This is a genomic window from Streptomyces sp. 6-11-2, assembly GCF_006540305.1.
Lineage (GTDB): Bacteria > Actinomycetota > Actinomycetes > Streptomycetales > Streptomycetaceae > Streptomyces.
In genome coordinates this window covers 2,182,541-2,198,530 of sequence record NZ_BJOR01000001.1, presented here as the reverse complement: position 1 = coordinate 2,198,530, position 15,990 = coordinate 2,182,541, and the positions used below count along the sequence as shown (strand labels likewise).

Here is a 15,990-nt window from a genome sequence, read left to right as displayed (position 1 = left end):
ATCGGCACCACCCTCATTGTCCGCCGGCCACAAAGACAACGGAGCCGACCGGCATCACCATCGGAGGCGTCCGGAGGCGCCACCACCCCGGACACCGCTCCGGATGAAGAGGTTCCGCATGGCCGCCCGCCCTCCCTCGCCCGCGCCCTCCGCCCCCAGCCGTGTCGCCGTCGTCGGCGCGGGCATGGTCGGACTGTCCACCGCCTGGTTCCTCCAGGAGCGGGGCGTCGACGTCACCGTGTACGACCGCGAGGGGGTCGCCGCCGGATCGTCCTGGGGCAACGCCGGATGGCTCACCCCCGGCCTGGCGACGCCGCTGCCCGAGCCGGCGGTCCTCACCTACGGGGTGCGCGCGGTACTCAGCCCGTCCTCCCCGGTCTACGTCCCGCCGAGCGCCGACCCGAAGCTGCTCAGGTTCCTGACGGGGTTCGCCCGCAACAGCACCGCGTCCCAGTGGCTGCGGTCGATGCGTGCCCTCGTACCCATCAACAGCCTGGCGCTGACGAGCTTCGACACGCTGGCCGAGGGCGGTGTCGAGGCGCGGACACCGGAGGCCAAGTCCTTCATCGCCGCCTACCGCACGGCCGCGGAGCGCAAGGTCCTGCTGGAGGAGCTGGAGCAGATCCACTCCGCGGGCCAGACCATGGAGTTCGACGTCCTCGACGGGAACGAGGCCCGGGGGGTCGAGCCGTCCCTGTCGGACGAGATCGGCGCGGCGATCCGGCTGCACGGTCAGCGCTACATCGACCCGGGACACTACGTGCACGCCCTGGCCGACGCGGTCCGTGCCCGGGGCGGGGTGATCCACGAGGGCACGGAGGTGACCGAGGTGCGGGACGAGACGGCCGGTGTCACGGTCGTCGGCGGCGGCGGAGACGGCGAGCGCTTCGACGCGGTGGTCCTGGCCACGGGCGCCTGGCTCGGCCGCCTCGCCCGGAAGTTCGGCGTGCGCTCCCTCGTGCAGGCCGGCCGCGGCTACAGCTTCAGCGTCCCGGTCGAGCACGTGCCGTCCGGTCCCGTCTACTTCCCCGCCCAGCGCGTCGCCTGCACGCCCCTCGGCGACCGTCTGCGGGTCGCCGGAATGATGGAGTTCCGCAAGCCGGAGGCGCCCCTGGACGCCCGCCGTGTCCACGCCATCGCCGAGGCCGCACGCCCGCTGCTGCGCGGCGCCGACCTGGACGCCCGCCGGGACGAGTGGGTCGGCTCCCGCCCGTGCACCACCGACGGCCTGCCCCTGATCGGCGCCACCCGCTCCCCCCGGGTCTTCGCCGCGGGCGGCCACGGGATGTGGGGCATCACCCTCGGCCCGGCCACCGGACGGCTCCTCGCCGAGACGATCGTCACCGGCGAACGCCCCGCGCAACTGGCCCCGTTCGACCCGCTGCGCTGACGCCCGCGCCGCTGTTTCAGCGCCCGCGCCGCTGTTTCAGCGCCCGCTTCGCTGTTTCAGCGCCCGCGCCGCTGTCTCAGCGACGTACCGCGCGGGCCTCCGTGCCGATCACCGGGGCCAGGTACCGGGCCAGGGCCGCCTTCACCTCGACCGTGTAGGCGGCCCTTTCGGGCTCCTGGTGCTGCATCGCCGGGCAGAGCCCCGCCCGGAAGACGGCGAAGGCCGTGGTCGCGACGCACACACTCGTCATGGGGCAGGCCGGGGGCGCGGAGCGCGACGGTCTCCTCGACCTGCCGTTGCAGGATCGCGTGGAGGACCTCCTTGTCCGACGCGATCTCCCCCGGCGCGTCGGGGCCGTGGATCAGGGCGAGGAACGCCGGATTCCTGAGGTTGAACTCGATGAGCGGATCGAGGATCGCGTCCAGCATCCCGTCCAGCGGCAGGGACACGTTGGCGTCGGTGAAGACCTGGCCGTGTGCCTCCAGTACCGCGCTGGTGTTGCTCGGGGAGCGGATCAACGCCTGGGACCTCCGACGCGCCCTGCGACGCCACCGCCCGGGGAGCGGCGACACGAAGGACGGGTGGGCCAGGGCCGCACGGCTGGTGATGCGGCGGGCCCCGGTCTTCGCGATCGCCGCGACCGCCGGGCTGGTCCTCCTCGGTCTGCCGTTCCTGAGCGTGAAGTTCGGCAACGCCGATGACCGGCAGCTGCCCGCGAGCGCCGAGTCCCGTACCGTCCAGCAGCACATCATGGACGCGATGGTGGTCCGCAGCCTGCTCGTTCCCGCGGTGATGCGGCTGACCGGCCGGGCCACCTGGTGGGCGCCCGGGCCGCTGCGCAGGCTGCACGCATGGATCGGCCTGAGCGAGGAGGGAACATCCGGCGGTGTCCCGGCCGCCGAGCACCCGAGGACGGTCGTCCCCTCCGGGGCGGAGTAGCCCTCGGCGGACGACCCCGTGCCGCTTCCCGCGCACATGTTCTCCCCCTCCCCGCGCACCCCCGCCGCCGGGAATACTGGAAGTCCCTGGTGACGCGGACACGGATCCGCAGGGGGAGGGGAGCGTGCCATGGGCAGGGCGAATCAGGAACGGGCAGGGGCGCGGCCCGGGCCGATGGGTGCGGAGCAGATGATCGCGGAGGCGCGGAAGGCGTTCTTCACGATGTTCGGGTTCCTCGCGGTGGTCTGGCTGGTGCAACTGGCCAACTACACCGACGATTACGCCCTCTCACGGCAGTTCGGGGTGGCGTCCGGCGACCTCGGCACGCTGCCCGACATCCTCACCGCGCCTTTCCTGCACTGGAGTTGGGAGCACATCGAAAGCAACTCCGGCCCGCTGTTCATCTTCGGCTTCCTCGCCGCCTACCGGGGCGTGGCCCGCTTCCTGGGACTGAGCCTGCTCGTCGCGGTGACGAGCGGACTCACCGTCTGGTTCTTCGAACGGGGCGGCGTGGAGACCGTGGGCGCCAGCGGCCTGATCTTCGGCTACTTCGGCTACGTCGTGGTCCGCGGCCTCTTCGACCGGCACCTGATCGACACGCTGATCGGCGTCGTCATGGCGGCCTCCTTCGCCTACATGCTCACCGTCGCCGTGCCCGGGACACCGGGGGTGAGCTGGCTCGGACACCTCGGAGGCCTGATCGGCGGCCTGGCCGGGGCCTGGCTCTTCCGGGACCGGCGCGCACGGCCCACCGGAGCCGGCCGCCCCGACGGCGGCACCGGGACAACAACCACCCGCGGCGACCTCCCGGTGCGAGCCGACAACCCGCGAGCCGACCTGCACAAGGAACTGGGCGACCTGGGGCTCCTCTAGCGCTGTGGCCGGAAAGGTTTGCCGGCCGTCGCGAGCCGGTGAACCTTTCCGGTCACGGCGCTAGCTCTTCGCCAGGCCGCCGGCGATGGCTGCGAGCAGTGCGTCGCCGTGGTCTGCGGAGCTGTCCGTGGCCCAGCAGACGTAGCCGTCGGGACGGATGAGCAGGGCGGCGGCGCCCAGATCGTCGGCGCATGAGGCGCGGACGAGGTCGACTCGCGGCGGGAGCCGGAGGCCTGCCGGGACGGCTCCGGCCAGGTCGAGCAGGACGGCGTGCCCCGACGCGAACAGCGCCGACAGCCGGGTGGGGCCCGCTTCGGTGACCAGGTCGGCATCCGGCACACGCTGTCCGGTGAGCGGATGATCGCCGGACAGCGGGTAGCGCAGCGAGAGGCCGGACATCAGCCCCGCGAGGTGGCGGTTGGTGTCGGGCAGGCGCAGCAGGTCGACGAAGATGTCGCGCAGGGCGGCCACGTCCTCGCTCGGCTTCGGATCCGCCAGGACGCGCTGCGCCGACGTGTGGTGCAGGACCCGGGCCCCGACGGGATGCCGTTCGGTGTGGTAGCTGTCCAGGAGGCCGCTCGGTGCCCGGCCCTGGACGGCCGCGGCCAGTTTCCAGCCGAGGTTGAACGCGTCCTGGACACCGAGGTTGAGGCCCTGACCGCCGAGCGGCGGGTGGATGTGCGCCGCGTCGCCCGCGAACAGGACGCGCCCCGACCGGTACTGCTCCAGTTGCCGGGTGGCGTCGCTGAACCGCGAGGAGTTGTCCACGGCGCCGAGGACGGTCTCCTGCCCGTACACGGCCTGGAGCGCGGCGGCGATCGCCTCGTGGGTGACGGGGGTGTCGCCGTCGACGTCCGCGTCGGCGCCCGACTGGTTCGTGCGCCCGAAGGTCAACCCGTACCGGTCGCCGCCGAGAGGGACCAGCATGGCCCAGTAACCCCCCGCGCTTCGGGTCATGGCGCTGATATGCCCGATCTGCCGCGGCACCAGCGACGACACGGCGGACAGACGGATGTCGGCCAGCACCGCCTGGTGGGTCCCGGGCCTGCCGGGAAACGGCAGCCCCAGCAGTTTCCGCACCGTACTGTGCCCGCCGTCGCACGCCGCCAGGTAGCGTGCCCGCACCCGCAGCCCGTCCGCCGTCACCACCACCCCGTCGTCGCCCGGCTCGACCCCTGAGACGACGGTGCCGCGCAGAACCCGCGCACCGGCAGCGAGCGCCCGCTCTTCGAGGACCTCCTCGACCTCCCACTGTGGAACCGCGAGCGGAAAAGGGTGCCTGGTCTGCCAGGGGGTGCAGTCCAGGGGCACGGGCAGGGCGGCGAAGTGCCCGCCGACCGGCTCACGGGACGCGGCCCTGTGCAGCAACGGTTCCAGCAGCCCGCGCGACTCCAGCAACTCGGCGGTACGAGGCTGGATCCCGCCGCCCTTGATGTGCTCGCCACGCCGAGGCAGCTTCTCCAGGACCAGGGTCTCGACCCCTGCCAGCGTCAGTTCGCACGCCAGCGTCAGCCCGGTCGGACCGGCGCCCACGACGACGACCTCGGTCTCGATCTCGATCTCGATCTCGTCCAACACTCTTGTTTCTCCCATTCCTTCCCTCGGAGTAAATGTATACCAGGTGTAGAAATATCCTCAGGGGAGTGAGCGGCTAGGATGGGCGCCGTGGACGGTAAGCCAGGACTACGCGAACGGAAGAAGCAACGGACCCGCGCGGCGATCTCCGATGCGGCGATCGCGCTGTTCCTCGAACACGGCTTCAACCAGGTCTCGGTGGCTCAGGTGGCCGAGGCGGCCGAGGTCTCCAAACGCACGCTCTTCGCCTACTTCCCCACCAAGGAAGACCTCGTGGTGCACCGCCTCGCCGACCACGAGACCGAGGCCGCACGCGTCGTACAGGCCCGCCCGCCCCGCACCGCCCCGCTGACCGCACTGCGCGAGCACTTCCTCACGGGGCTGCACGACCGGGACCCGATCACCGGACTCAACGACCATCCCCAGGTCCTGCGCCTCACCCGCATGATCCTGGACGCGCCCTCACTGGTGGCCCGGATGGATCAGTTCCACACCGGCGCCGAACGCGCACTGGCCCGGGCGCTGGAGGAAACGGCGGACACCCCCGAACTCTCGGCGAGGTTGGCCGCCACCCAGATCGTCGCGGTCCAGGGCCTGCTGGCCCAGGACAACGCCTCCCGCCTGGCCCACGGAGAACCGGCCGACGCGCGCCACGCGGGCGCGGTGGCGGACGCGGAACAGGCGTTCGCGCTGCTGGAGAACGGATTGCGGCGACTCTGGGACCAGTGACCCTGTGGAAGCGCGGGGGTTACGACTGGTCGCGTCGTGTTCCCGTCCGCCCACGGATCGGGTGACGGATCGGGTGACGACTCGGGTGACACGGATCCGGCTACCGTCCGCGGACCGCCCCGGCTAGGGTCGGAATTACGGCACCGCGTGCCGGACATCGGTTTGGTGGGGCACGGAGGCGCCGGCGAGAGGTGCCGCAGGGAGGCACACCATGAACGTGGAGCTGAACCACACCATCGTCCACGCCCGGAACAAGCAGGAGTCCGCCGAGTTCCTCGCGGGCATCCTGGGCCTGGAGGTCGGCGCGCCCTGGGGCCCGTTCGTTCCCGTCGCCACCGGCAACGGCGTCACCCTCGACTACATGGCCGACCCGGAGGGACCGATCGCCTCCCAGCACTACGCCTTCCTCGTCTCCGACGAGGACTTCGACGCGGCGTTCGACCGAATCCTGCAGGCCCACGTGACGTACTACGCCGACCCGCACCTGGAACACCCCGGCGAGATCAACCACCGCGACGGCGGCCGCGGCCTGTACTTCCAGGACCCGGTGGGCCACGCGATGGAGATCCTCACCCGCCCGTACGGCAGCGGCGACTGAGCGCGACCGCGGGGGTGGACATCTCCGAGGAAGGCGACGCGCTCGACGCCCACTTCGGGCTGCCGTACTCCCCGGAGCTCTACGAGCGGGACGGCAGTGCGGCAGGGACGCCGCCGGGAGGTTCGTCGGGGCCTTCGATGTGTATGTGAAGTTCACCGTATGAACCAGAACCGGCAACGAAGCCCTTCTCGGAGATCGTCACGGTGTGCCCCGCCCCGTCAAGTCGAGCACCGGTACGGCGACCCGTTCCCCTGCCGAGCCGCTGCCATGAGCCCACCGTCGCGATGGACGAACCACTCCCGAGACCTGCCACCGCCGTCTCCACCGACCGCGCCGGCGGGACGGACCGGGCCAGGACTCCGTGGTGGGCCAACACCCGGTTCCTCTCCGCCACGTTGATCGTGATTCTGCACACCGTCGGCAGCATCATGGCGCGAGTACTGGCCGGGCAACGGGTTCGTCGTGTACGTCGTCCAACGGCCATGGACCCTGTGGTTCCTGATGTCCCTCTTCCTAGTGCTGTGGCCGGGAAGATTTGCCGGGAAGCTCGCGGCGTCCGGTGCTGGGGGCACCTCCCACGCCGTTCAGGCAGTGGGGGAGCATCGCAAGGCGGAGCATTGCCCGCGTACTGGATGTACTCGGGTGATGCGACAACGCGGCGTGGGGGTACCCCCGGCCGAAGGCTGGGGGAGTGCCGTGCCGGGCGTCGCGAGCCGGTGAACCTTTCCGGTCACAGCACTAGGGGGTGTACAGCGACTGCAACCTGGTCACCCGGCCCTTCCCGTCGAAGCTGAGGTCGTACCCCAGCCCCGAGCGGGAGGAGCTCGGCTCGGCCATCAGCCGGTTGACGAACTCGGCCTGGGAGTAGGGGTGGGCGAGGGAGTTGTCGCCCAGCGGGACCGAGAGCAGTACCCGGGCGTCTGTGGCCATGAGCACCGTGGTGTAGGGCCCTTCACCGGGGACGATCAACCACGCCTCGTGCGGGCCCGTGGCGGCCACCTTCCGGGCCGTCCGCACGGACAGGTAGGTCCGTCCGCCGCTGATCCAGCCCTCGCGTATCTGCATGAACTGCTTGGTACCGGCCCAACGCGTCGTGCCGGCCGGGGCGGTGCCGTCGCCGGGCGCGGCGGGCGCGGTCGTCGCGGTGGGCGGGGTCGTCGCAGTAGCCGGGACCGTCGCGGTGGGCGGGGTCGTCGCGGTGGCCTGTCCGGACGCCGGCGCTGAAGCCGTCACCGGTGTTGCCGGGGCAGGGGCGTCCGCCTGCCCTTCGCCTCCCTTGCCGGTGCATGCGGTCAGGGCAAAAGCGGTCAAGGCGAGAGCGGTCAGGGAAAGGGCGCCGGTTCGGCGGCGAGAAGTGAGCACGGCAAGGTCCCATCGGATCAGATGCAGTCGGGATACATGAGCTCTACGCCCTGGCCCGCCTCCGGGTTGCACTTCGATGCCGTGAATGCGGCGGCGCCCTCAGTCGGTCTCCCGCAAGGACTGCACCCGGCCCTCGCTGTCGTAGTCGATCGCGAACATCCACCGCGGCCCGGCAGCCAGCCGGCTCACCAACTGGTCCAGCTGCATATCCGCGGGGGACCCGCCGGAGAGCCGCCGTGCCTCCACCAGCGTCCACCGCGGCAGGGTCAGCGTGTGCACCACACCCGTGGGCACCGCGGTCCCCCGGACGGTACGGAGCTGCTCGACGGTGACCCGCACCATGTCGCCCTGCGCCACCGCGCCGTACACGTAGCCCAGTTCACTGGCGTACTCCTCGCCCTGTGCGGGCGACGGCGGCACGAAGCCCGAAACGGTCGGCGCCGGCGCGATCGCGGCCGGCTCCGGCACCCGGGCGGCTCGGACCAGCGACAGACCGCCCACCACCACAGCGGCGGCCAGCAGCGCGCCGCCGAACGCCACGGCCGCCCGTCGGCGGCGCATGCGCTGCTCACCACGGGCCCGCACCCGGTGCGCGGCAAGCGGCATCACCTGCTGCCGGCCCGACTCGGCGAGCCCGGCCAGGTTCCGCTCCAGACACCGCTCCAGTTCTGTCCTGTCAGCCATGCCTCACCTCCGGCAGCCGGGTCGTCCGCAGATCGAGGTCCGTATCGGCCAGCAGACGTGCCAGCGCCGCCCGTCCGCGGCTCAGGTGCGCCTTGACCGTGCCGACGGGGCAACCGGTCTCGGCAGCCACCTGCTCCACCGTCAGGTCACACAGATGATGCAGCACCACGGCCCGCCGCTGCGCCTCGGGGATCCGCCGCAGTGCCTGGACCAGCAGCACGTGGTGCGGTTCCGGCGGCGGTACGGCGGCGGGCGGACCCTGCCGCCGGGCGAAGGCCAGCGCGGTGCGCGCCCGCCGCCACCGACTGACCGCCAGTCGCCAGGCCACCGTGCGCACCCACGCTTCGGGGGCACCGTTCAGGTCCAACTCGGCCCAGCGTTCCCAGGCCCGGGCGAAGGCCTCCTGCACCACGTCCTGAGACTCAGCCAGGTCACCTGTCATCGCGTACAACTGGCCGACGAGCCGACCGACGCTCGCGGTGTAGAAGGCGTCAAAATCACGCTCGTCCACACCGCGCTCCGGCACATTCTGTGGTGGTGGTCGCATACCCCTTCTCACGCTGAACGGTGGCTGCGCGGCTCCATTGGAGCTCCCCCGTGTGCGATGCGGCCATGGAGGCCGCGTTCGTTGAGCAGGGTGCGGGTCTTGTCGGAGTCGTAGCCGGCGTCCGGGTGGACGGTGATGTCGTCGGGCAGCGGACCCAGGTCGTTCAGGCGGTCCAGGGCCGGGGCGAGCAGTGGGGAGTCGTGGCGGTTGGCGCCGGCCAGGACGAGACCCGGGGGAATGCCGTATCCGTCCGTCATGCCCGAGCGTCTCAGGCCCTGTTTGCGGAGTGGATGGTCCGGGTGGTACTCCGGCCGCTCGGGGAGCAGGACCACGAATGGGTTCCAGAGCGGTTCGGTCAGCCATGACGGAAGCGCGGGCACAGGTCTCCCCAGTGATCACAGAGCGTCGCAACTCCATGATCACTGGGACCTGTGCCCGTTCTGTTGCCGGTATCCCCAACCGCACCTGTCCGCGCGACCTCTTGGTGGCCCCGATCTCCCTCCGACCGCCACTCACGACCGCGTGGCGGTCCCGCACCCCGCATCGCCGGCCTCCCGCATACGCGCCTCCATCGACGTGCTCCGGTCGTACGGGTCGACCTCGGGGCCGTCTCCCGGGCGCGTGGCCGCACGCTCCGCGCCGAACGTGGGGGTCAGGTAGCCGGTGAAGGTGTCGCAGCCGCCGTTGGTGGTGTCCATCGTGTAGGAGACGAGGGAGAACGTACCCGGCTCGACGACGACCTTGGCCGGGTCGTCCCAGCTCATCACGACCTCACGGCGCACGATGGTGCGCGCGACTTCATTGATTCCCGCTCCGGCGGGTGCGACCGGGTACACGTACGTGACATCGGTGGTCACCTCGACCGCACCGCGCTCACCTTCCCGGTACGTGATCCGTCCTCGTGTCTTGACCACGTCCCCGACAAGCCGGACCTCCGTCCTGTCGAACCGGCTGAACAGCAGCAGAGGATCGTTCTCCCGGCTGGGCGCGCGGAACGCGGTCGCCAGGAAGTCCTGGACGTCCCGCTGATGAGGATTGATCACCTCGATCGCCTTCCTCGGCCGCTCCCCGCGCAGCACTCCAGGATCCAGACTGGACGCGGCGAGGAAGCCCCGGGTCCTCTCGAGCGCCCGCGCGACCTGGCCCTTGCTCATCCAGCCGGTCGCCCGAGCCTCAGGCATGCCGATCCCAGCTGTACCGTCGCCCCACCGCGCCGCGGGGGATCCCCTGAACGGCTGCTCCATGGTCGGTAGTTGGGCTGCCGCCTCGGTTGGCGGCGGTTGGTCCGGACGTTGCGACTCCGCGGCGAGCGGCGCACTCTCGCCGCCTCCGTCTCCGCCGCCGAACCATCCAGCCACTCGCCCTGGATCCAGCGCCACGACCACCAAGGCGGCCGCAACCAGCAGACCGACCGCGTACCAGACCTTGCTTCCCTGCCGCCGGGCCGGTCGGTGACTCCGCCACGGCTCCGGTCGGCCGGTGTCCTCCCGCAGCCGCCGCGTCACCATCCGGGCCCGCGCCGACGGTTCCTCGGGCGCACCCTTGGTCCCCGCCTCGGCTTCACGAAGGAAGCGCTCCCACTCTTCGTCCGGTATGGACTCCCCACCCTTGCCCACGATGGGCCCCCGCTTCTTCTCACGCACCCGGCCCCACCCAGGGCGGGTCACCCTTCGCGCATCATCACACGGCTCCACCACTTGACAGTTCGGTCCTGGCCGCTGCTCGTCAGTGGCCCCGCCCACGTGACCGAGAAGGCATCGGATCCCGGGCAACCGAATCCGCCGAAACTGTGGTCTGGAGGGCGAGGGAGGGTGCTTGATGCAGGCCAAACAAGAGGCCGAGTTCCAAGAATTCGTGAGAGCGCGGTGGTCCCATCTCGTACGGACCGCGTATCTGCTCACGGGCGACGTGCACCACGCCGAAGACCTGACGCAGACGGCGCTGGCCAAGGCGTACCGCTCATGGCGGCGCGTTTCGCGCAGCGACCGTCCGGAGGCGTACGTCCGGCGGATACTGGTCAGCTGCAACAGCGACCGCTTCCGCAAGCGGCGGGTCAAGGAGGCTCTCACCGCGGCGCCGCCGGAGGCGGCCGGCCGGGACGACGCCGTCTCGTGGGCCGATGAGCGCAGCGCCCTGCTCGCGGCGCTGGCCGGACTGCCGCCGAAGCAGCGGGCGGTGATCGTCATGCGCTACTGGGAGGACCTGCCCGAGGCCGAGGTCGCCGAGATCCTCGGCTGCTCGCCCGGCACGGTCAAGAGCCAGGCGTCCAAGGCGCTGGCGAAATTGCGTACGCATCCGGGGCTCGCTCAGGTCGTGGACGAACCTGTCCGCAGCCGAGTGTCGTCCGGGCAGGGAGCCGGCAAGTGAACGAGGAGAAGAAGCGGCAGGGAATGGGAACAGACGGGGACTTCGAGGAGCAACTGCGCGAGCTGCTCGCCGAGGACGCGAACACCATCCGGCCCGCTCCGGTGCCGTATCCGGCGATCCGCCGCCGGGGCACGGTGGAGCGGCGACGCCGGGTGGCGGCGGCCGGGGCGGCCCTGGTGACGCTGGCGGCGATGCCCGTGGGCGCGTACGCGCTGACCGACGGGACTGCGGGCGGGAACACGGTGGCATCGACCCCGCCGGTCAGCACCACACCGCGGACGCCGGCGAAACCGACGCCGTCCGCGTCGCCGGCGGGGCCCGCGCGTCCGGCCACGGAGGGGCAGCTCCTCAACGGGATCACCTTCGAGCAGGCAGCCGACGGGCTGAAGAAGTGCCTCGCGGACGACCGGTCGCGCACAGCCGGCCCGTCCGGCTCCCGCATGGACCTGGGCGCGGCCGAGGACTACCGGATCATCCTGGCGATGAACAGCACCGGCGACTCCAACGCGCCGGGCGACGGCACGTACGTCGTCGCGGTGAAGGAGCAACCGAAGCAGGCCCGGCTGATCTGCAACGTGAAGGACGGCCAGGCAAGCGGCATCAACGCCAGCGTAGGCTCCGACGACGTCCCGGGCGCCGGCCCCGTGATGGCCGACATCAACGGAGGCAAGCTCTACCAGCAGTCGTTCCTTGACCGTGGCAACTGGAAGCTGCCCTTCCAGTGGGGTGTCATCGGCACCGTCAAGCCGTCGGTGGCCCGGGTGACCGTCTCCTACGGCGGCGCCGCCAGCCAGGCCGTCCTGGACCACGGCTGGTTCGTCGCCTCCGGCGTCCTGAACCAGCAGGTCACCATGGCCCCGCGCATCAAGGGTTATGACGCCGACGACAAGCTGGTCTACGACTCCGACAAGGACAAGTACCACGAGAAGCGGCTGCCGTAGCGCCACCCGGCCGGGGGCGCCTCACAGGGGAAGGCGCCCCCGGATCCCGGGCAGAGGTGCGGCATGAGGGCCTTTCTGGTCGCCGGTGCGGACGTGGCAATCCACACCGAGCCAGAAGGCCCTCACCCACTTCTGTGGACACAACCTCTGGGCGACAGCGCTCCGCTCGGACAGGTCCCGCGGAGCAGCGGGACGGCCCCGACCCGCTGAGCCGGGCGCAGCCCCCAATCCGCTTACAGGCCCGTCAGACAGCGAAACGGTCGGGATCAGCGGCCTTCCAGTCAGCTGCCCAGGACTCGGGCGGCTCGATCAGCAACTGGCCAGGGGTCAGCCAGTCGTAGAGCTCCGCGTAGGAGCGGACGGTGACCGGGTCCACGCGCCGACGCAGCATGTTCGGGCGCAGTTCGGCGGGTTCACTCACGCCCAGCGAGGCGATGATCTGCAGTGCGCTGTTCACCGTGGCGGACTGGAAGCGGTGGACCCGGGCCGACTTGTCGTCGACATCCAACGCGCGTGCGCGGCGCGGGTCCTGTGTGGCGACACCGGCGGGGCAGGTGTTGGTGTGGCAGCTCTGCGCCTGGATGCATCCGATCGCGAACATCATGGCGCGTGCCGCGTTGGTGAAGTCGGCGCCTTGCAGCATGCGCTTGACGATGTCGGCTCCGGTGGCCACCTTGCCGCTCGCGCCGATCTTGATCCGGTCCCGCAGGCCGGCGCCGACCAGGGCGTTGTGGACGGTGATCAGGCCCTCGGTGAGCGGACTGCCCAGGTGGTCGGCGAACTCCAGCGGCGCGGCTCCGGTGCCGCCCTCCGCTCCGTCGACGATGATGAAGTCCGGCGCGGTGCCCTCTTCGAGCATGGCCTTGCACACCGCCAGGAACTCCCGCCGGGAGCCCACACACAACTTGAAGCCGACCGGCTTTCCACCGGACAGCTCGCGCATTTCGGCGATGAACCGGATCAGTTCCCGGGGCGTGTCGAAGACCTGGTGGTAAGGGGGCGAGATGACGGTCTTTCCCTCGGGAACCTCGCGTACCCGGGCTATCTCGGCGGTGACCTTCTCTCCGGGCAGCACCCCTCCGATACCGGGCTTGGCCCCCTGAGACAGCTTCAGTGACACGCATTTCACGTTGTCGTGAGCGGCCTTCTCGGCGAACCGCGCGCGATCGAAACCGCCGTCCGCGGTGCGGCAACCGAAGTATCCGGTGCCGATTTCCCACACCAGGTCACCACCGTGGCGCTGATGGTACTCCGACATGCCGCCCTCGCCGGTGTCGTGAGCGAAGCCTCCGAGGGCGGCCCCCCGGTTCAGGGCGAGGACGGCGTTGGCGGACAGCGAACCGAAGCTCATGGCCGAGACGTTGAGCAACGCCATGTCGTAGGGCTTGGTGCAGTCCGGACCGCCGATGCGGACCCGGGGCTGCTCCGCCGGCACCGGGCGCGGCCTCATCGAAGATTCGAAGTATTCGTAGCCTTCGGCGTAGACGTTCCGCTCGGTGCCGAAAGCGATCTCCGCTTCGGTCCCCTTGGCGCGCTGGTAGACAAGGCTGCGCACATCCCTGTCGTAGGGACGGCCATCGAAATTGCGCTCAATGAAATACTGCTGCAACTCCGGCCGGATCGATTCCAGCATGAAGCGGATGTGCCCCAGCACCGGGTAGTTGCGCAAGACAGAATGGCGCTTTTGGAGCAAATCATAAGAACCGACCCCGGCTATCCCCGCACACAACACGGCGACCAGCCACCACCAAGGCGACACGGCCAAGGCCGTGACGCCGAAGGAAATGGCGAGAGCTCCAATGAATGCGATCACTGCAATTCTGATCATGCGGGGAACGTACAGCCCACCCAGGGCGCATCACAATGTCCCAAGGCTGAGACGTCCGCCCCATGACGTGCCGACCGACCGAACGGCGCCACCCGGCACCGGCACGGACCCCGGCCACGCCCTGGACCTCACCTGCGGCGACACTCCAAGATCCGCCCACAGCCCCGACGTGCGGCGGCTTCGAACGGCATACGTCCTCACATGCACGAAGGCCCCGCACTCGGCGTCTCCGCTGATCACGGGGTCTCTCGGCACCTCCTTCGAGGTGCCCTCGACGGGATCCGAACCTGCGCACACGGCTCCGAAGTGATGGCGTCGATCACACTGCTGCCACCCGGGTCGTACTTTGCGCGCTCGATAGGGCCGCACGTTCCTGAATCGGACAACAGTGACAAGTAGCACATCAGTGAGAAGTCGCACAGGGGTAAGTGCTTGCTCTGCGAATGGCCTCGGGGTGGGATTGTGGCAACTGTCGAGTGGGGGCCTCACCGTGTAAGGGGATCATGCGCAGAGTTCGTGCGCGGCGCCGCGTTGTGGTCGCGGCGGCCGGGGTCACCGCCCTCGCCAATATCGCACTAATGTCACCCGTTTTGTCAGGTTCTTCGGTCGCCGCACCCGTGCATTCGGTGCAAGGAGTCAAAGCCCGCCCGGCGGTAGCCGGGCAGCAATCGGAGAACACCGCCCGCAGCCTGCTGACCACCGAGCAGTGCCAGGCGAAGTGGCGGATCTCCTGTTACACCCCGACCCAGTACCGGCAGGCGTACAACCTGAACCCGCTGTACCGGGCGGGAGTCACCGGCAAGGGGCGCACGATCGTGATCGTGGATGCATTCGGCTCGCCGACCATCCAGCATGACCTGGACGTCTACAGTGCCCGGTTCGGTATGAAGAGCACCCACGTCGACGTGGTCAAGTGGGGTACCGTTCCGACCTTCGACCCCGCCAACCCCGCCCACATCGACTGGGCCGGGGAGACCACCCTCGACGTGGAGATGGCGCATGCCGTCGCCCCGGACGCGCACATCGTCCTGGTGGAGTCCGGGGCCAACCAGAACGGGGACGGCACCACCGGCCTGCGAGAGATGATGGACGCCGAGAAGTGGCTCGTCGACCGCGGCGTGGGCGATGTGATCAGCCAGAGTTTCGGCGCGACGGAGAACACCTTCCCCGGCTTCCGCAGTGGTGACTTCTCCAGCATTCAGAACCTGCGGTATGCCTTCAAGGACGCGGCCAGGCACGGTGTGACCGTCCTCGCCGCCTCCGGCGACGGCGGAGCCACCAACACCACCGCGAGCGGCAAGGCCAACTACCCGTACAGGGTCAACGCCTGGCCGTCCTCCGACCCACTGGCCGTCTCGGTCGGCGGCACCCAGTTGCACTTGGACGCCAAGGGCGACCGCATCGCGCCGGACAGTGTCTACAACGACGACGGCGCGAGCGGCGGCGGCCTGTCCCATGTCTTCGCCCGTCCCTCGTACCAGAACGGGGTCGAGCAGGTGGTCGGCGACCGCCGCGGCACCCCCGACGTTTCGATGTCCGCCGCGCTGAACGGCGGCGCATGGGTGTACTCCAGCTACGACCCGAAGCGGGTCGGCTGGGATGTCTACGTCGGCACCAGCGAGGCCAGCCCGCTCTTTGCGGGCATCGTGGCCCTGGCCGACCAGGTCGCCGGGCACCGGCTGGGTGACATCCACCAGGCGCTGTACTCGCTGTTCGCGCGGTCCTCGCGGAACCCGTCCACCGGGATCGTGGATGTGAAGGACGGCACGAACAACAGCTACGCGGGAGTCACCGGCCACACCGCGGTGAAGGGCTACGACATGGCGACCGGCGTCGGCACGATCGACGCGGCCCGCTTCGTCCCTGCCCTCGCCAAGGAGGGCTGAAAGCTCCCCTCCCCGAGGTGCGGGCGCCTGCCGCGGACCGCCGGGCCTCGCCCCGGGACGGCGGGGACGACGGGGACGGCGGCACTTGCGGCTTCCGAATGCCGGCTGCGGTGTATCGCCCTGCCGGCCGTGGACGGGCTCCGCCGCAGCTCGGCGTCGATCGCCCACGTCTGGCTGGAGGCCCGGGCGCCGGCGCTCCCGCCGACCGCGGTTGCCTCGCCGCCCACCGCCCGTCCGCACGATCTCCGGCACTCGGCGCTGTCGACCTGGC

14 protein-coding genes and 3 pseudogenes are annotated in these 15,990 nt (G+C 70.4%); 8 read left to right on the top strand and 9 right to left on the bottom strand.

Annotated features, from left to right (window positions below; genetic code table 11):
• Nucleotides 1-118 precede the first annotated feature (118 nt).
• Nucleotides 119-1,390 (top strand): FAD-binding oxidoreductase, encoded by a 1,272-nt coding sequence (locus TNCT6_RS09120; protein WP_141358396.1) that lies wholly within the window; start codon nt 119-121, stop codon nt 1,388-1,390.
• Between the two features lie 76 nt (nt 1,391-1,466).
• On the opposite strand, the gene TNCT6_RS40770 is transcribed toward TNCT6_RS09120, so the two are convergent.
• Entirely contained in the window at nt 1,467-1,640 is a 174-nt protein-coding gene (locus tag TNCT6_RS40770) for a hypothetical protein (RefSeq protein WP_253266059.1), read from the bottom strand.
• A 40-nt stretch (nt 1,641-1,680) separates the two neighbouring features.
• Nucleotides 1,681-1,818 (bottom strand): annotated as a pseudogene (locus tag TNCT6_RS42060) (TetR/AcrR family transcriptional regulator); the annotation flags it as partial.
• Nucleotides 1,819-1,879: 61 nt separating this feature from the next.
• Between TNCT6_RS42060 and TNCT6_RS42055 the strand changes: the two are divergent.
• Both TNCT6_RS42055 and TNCT6_RS09110 read left to right on the top strand, forming a co-directional pair.
• Nucleotides 1,880-2,329, top strand: a pseudogene (locus tag TNCT6_RS42055) (hypothetical protein); the annotation flags it as partial.
• Between the two features lie 129 nt (nt 2,330-2,458).
• Nucleotides 2,459-3,202 (top strand): rhomboid family intramembrane serine protease, encoded by a 744-nt coding sequence (locus tag TNCT6_RS09110; RefSeq protein WP_141358394.1) that lies wholly within the window; start codon nt 2,459-2,461, stop codon nt 3,200-3,202.
• Nucleotides 3,203-3,262: 60 nt separating this feature from the next.
• On the opposite strand, the gene TNCT6_RS09105 is transcribed toward TNCT6_RS09110, so the two are convergent.
• Entirely contained in the window at nt 3,263-4,780 is a 1,518-nt protein-coding gene (locus TNCT6_RS09105; RefSeq protein WP_373996161.1) for an FAD-dependent monooxygenase, read from the bottom strand.
• A 78-nt stretch (nt 4,781-4,858) separates the two neighbouring features.
• Here TNCT6_RS09105 and TNCT6_RS09100 point away from each other — a divergent pair, with 78 nt between their 5' ends.
• Nucleotides 4,859-5,506, top strand: a complete 648-nt coding sequence (locus TNCT6_RS09100; protein ID WP_141358390.1) for a TetR/AcrR family transcriptional regulator — start codon at nt 4,859-4,861, stop codon at nt 5,504-5,506.
• Nucleotides 5,507-5,717: 211 nt separating this feature from the next.
• Nucleotides 5,718-6,104, top strand: coding sequence for a VOC family protein (locus tag TNCT6_RS09095; protein ID WP_141358388.1), 387 nt, complete (start codon nt 5,718-5,720; stop codon nt 6,102-6,104).
• Between the two features lie 738 nt (nt 6,105-6,842).
• On the opposite strand, the gene TNCT6_RS39795 is transcribed toward TNCT6_RS09095, so the two are convergent.
• From TNCT6_RS39795 to TNCT6_RS09065, 5 genes and pseudogenes are all read right to left on the bottom strand, one after another.
• Nucleotides 6,843-7,337, bottom strand: coding sequence for a hypothetical protein (locus TNCT6_RS39795; protein WP_253266058.1), 495 nt, complete (start codon nt 7,335-7,337; stop codon nt 6,843-6,845).
• A gap of 228 nt (nt 7,338-7,565) precedes the next feature.
• Nucleotides 7,566-8,150, bottom strand: a complete 585-nt coding sequence (locus TNCT6_RS09080; RefSeq protein WP_141358384.1) for a hypothetical protein — start codon at nt 8,148-8,150, stop codon at nt 7,566-7,568.
• On the bottom strand, nt 8,143-8,697 hold the full coding sequence (locus TNCT6_RS09075; RefSeq protein WP_141358382.1) for a SigE family RNA polymerase sigma factor: 555 nt from the start codon (nt 8,695-8,697) through the stop codon (nt 8,143-8,145). Before TNCT6_RS09075 ends, TNCT6_RS09080 begins: the two co-directional genes overlap by 8 nt.
• 32 nt (nt 8,698-8,729) lie before the next feature.
• A pseudogene (locus tag TNCT6_RS09070) lies at nt 8,730-8,978 on the bottom strand (IS5/IS1182 family transposase); the annotation flags it as partial.
• A gap of 231 nt (nt 8,979-9,209) precedes the next feature.
• Nucleotides 9,210-10,313 (bottom strand): hypothetical protein, encoded by a 1,104-nt coding sequence (locus tag TNCT6_RS09065; protein WP_141366252.1) that lies wholly within the window; start codon nt 10,311-10,313, stop codon nt 9,210-9,212.
• Nucleotides 10,314-10,515: 202 nt separating this feature from the next.
• On the opposite strand from TNCT6_RS09065, the gene TNCT6_RS09060 reads away from it, so the two are divergent.
• On the top strand, nt 10,516-11,064 hold the full coding sequence (locus tag TNCT6_RS09060) for a SigE family RNA polymerase sigma factor (protein WP_141358380.1): 549 nt from the start codon (nt 10,516-10,518) through the stop codon (nt 11,062-11,064).
• On the top strand, nt 11,061-12,005 hold the full coding sequence (locus TNCT6_RS09055; RefSeq protein WP_141358378.1) for a hypothetical protein: 945 nt from the start codon (nt 11,061-11,063) through the stop codon (nt 12,003-12,005). Before TNCT6_RS09060 ends, TNCT6_RS09055 begins: the two co-directional genes overlap by 4 nt.
• Nucleotides 12,006-12,249: 244 nt before the next feature.
• Here the strand turns inward: TNCT6_RS09055 and TNCT6_RS09050 are convergent, their stop codons facing one another.
• Nucleotides 12,250-13,833, bottom strand: coding sequence for an FMN-binding glutamate synthase family protein (locus tag TNCT6_RS09050; protein ID WP_141358376.1), 1,584 nt, complete (start codon nt 13,831-13,833; stop codon nt 12,250-12,252).
• A 503-nt stretch (nt 13,834-14,336) separates the two neighbouring features.
• Here TNCT6_RS09050 and TNCT6_RS09045 point away from each other — a divergent pair.
• The gene (locus TNCT6_RS09045; protein ID WP_141358374.1) at nt 14,337-15,719 is read left to right on the top strand and encodes a S8 family serine peptidase; all 1,383 of its coding nucleotides are present in this window, start codon (nt 14,337-14,339) and stop codon (nt 15,717-15,719) included.
• The last annotated feature ends 271 nt before the right edge of the window (nt 15,720-15,990 follow it).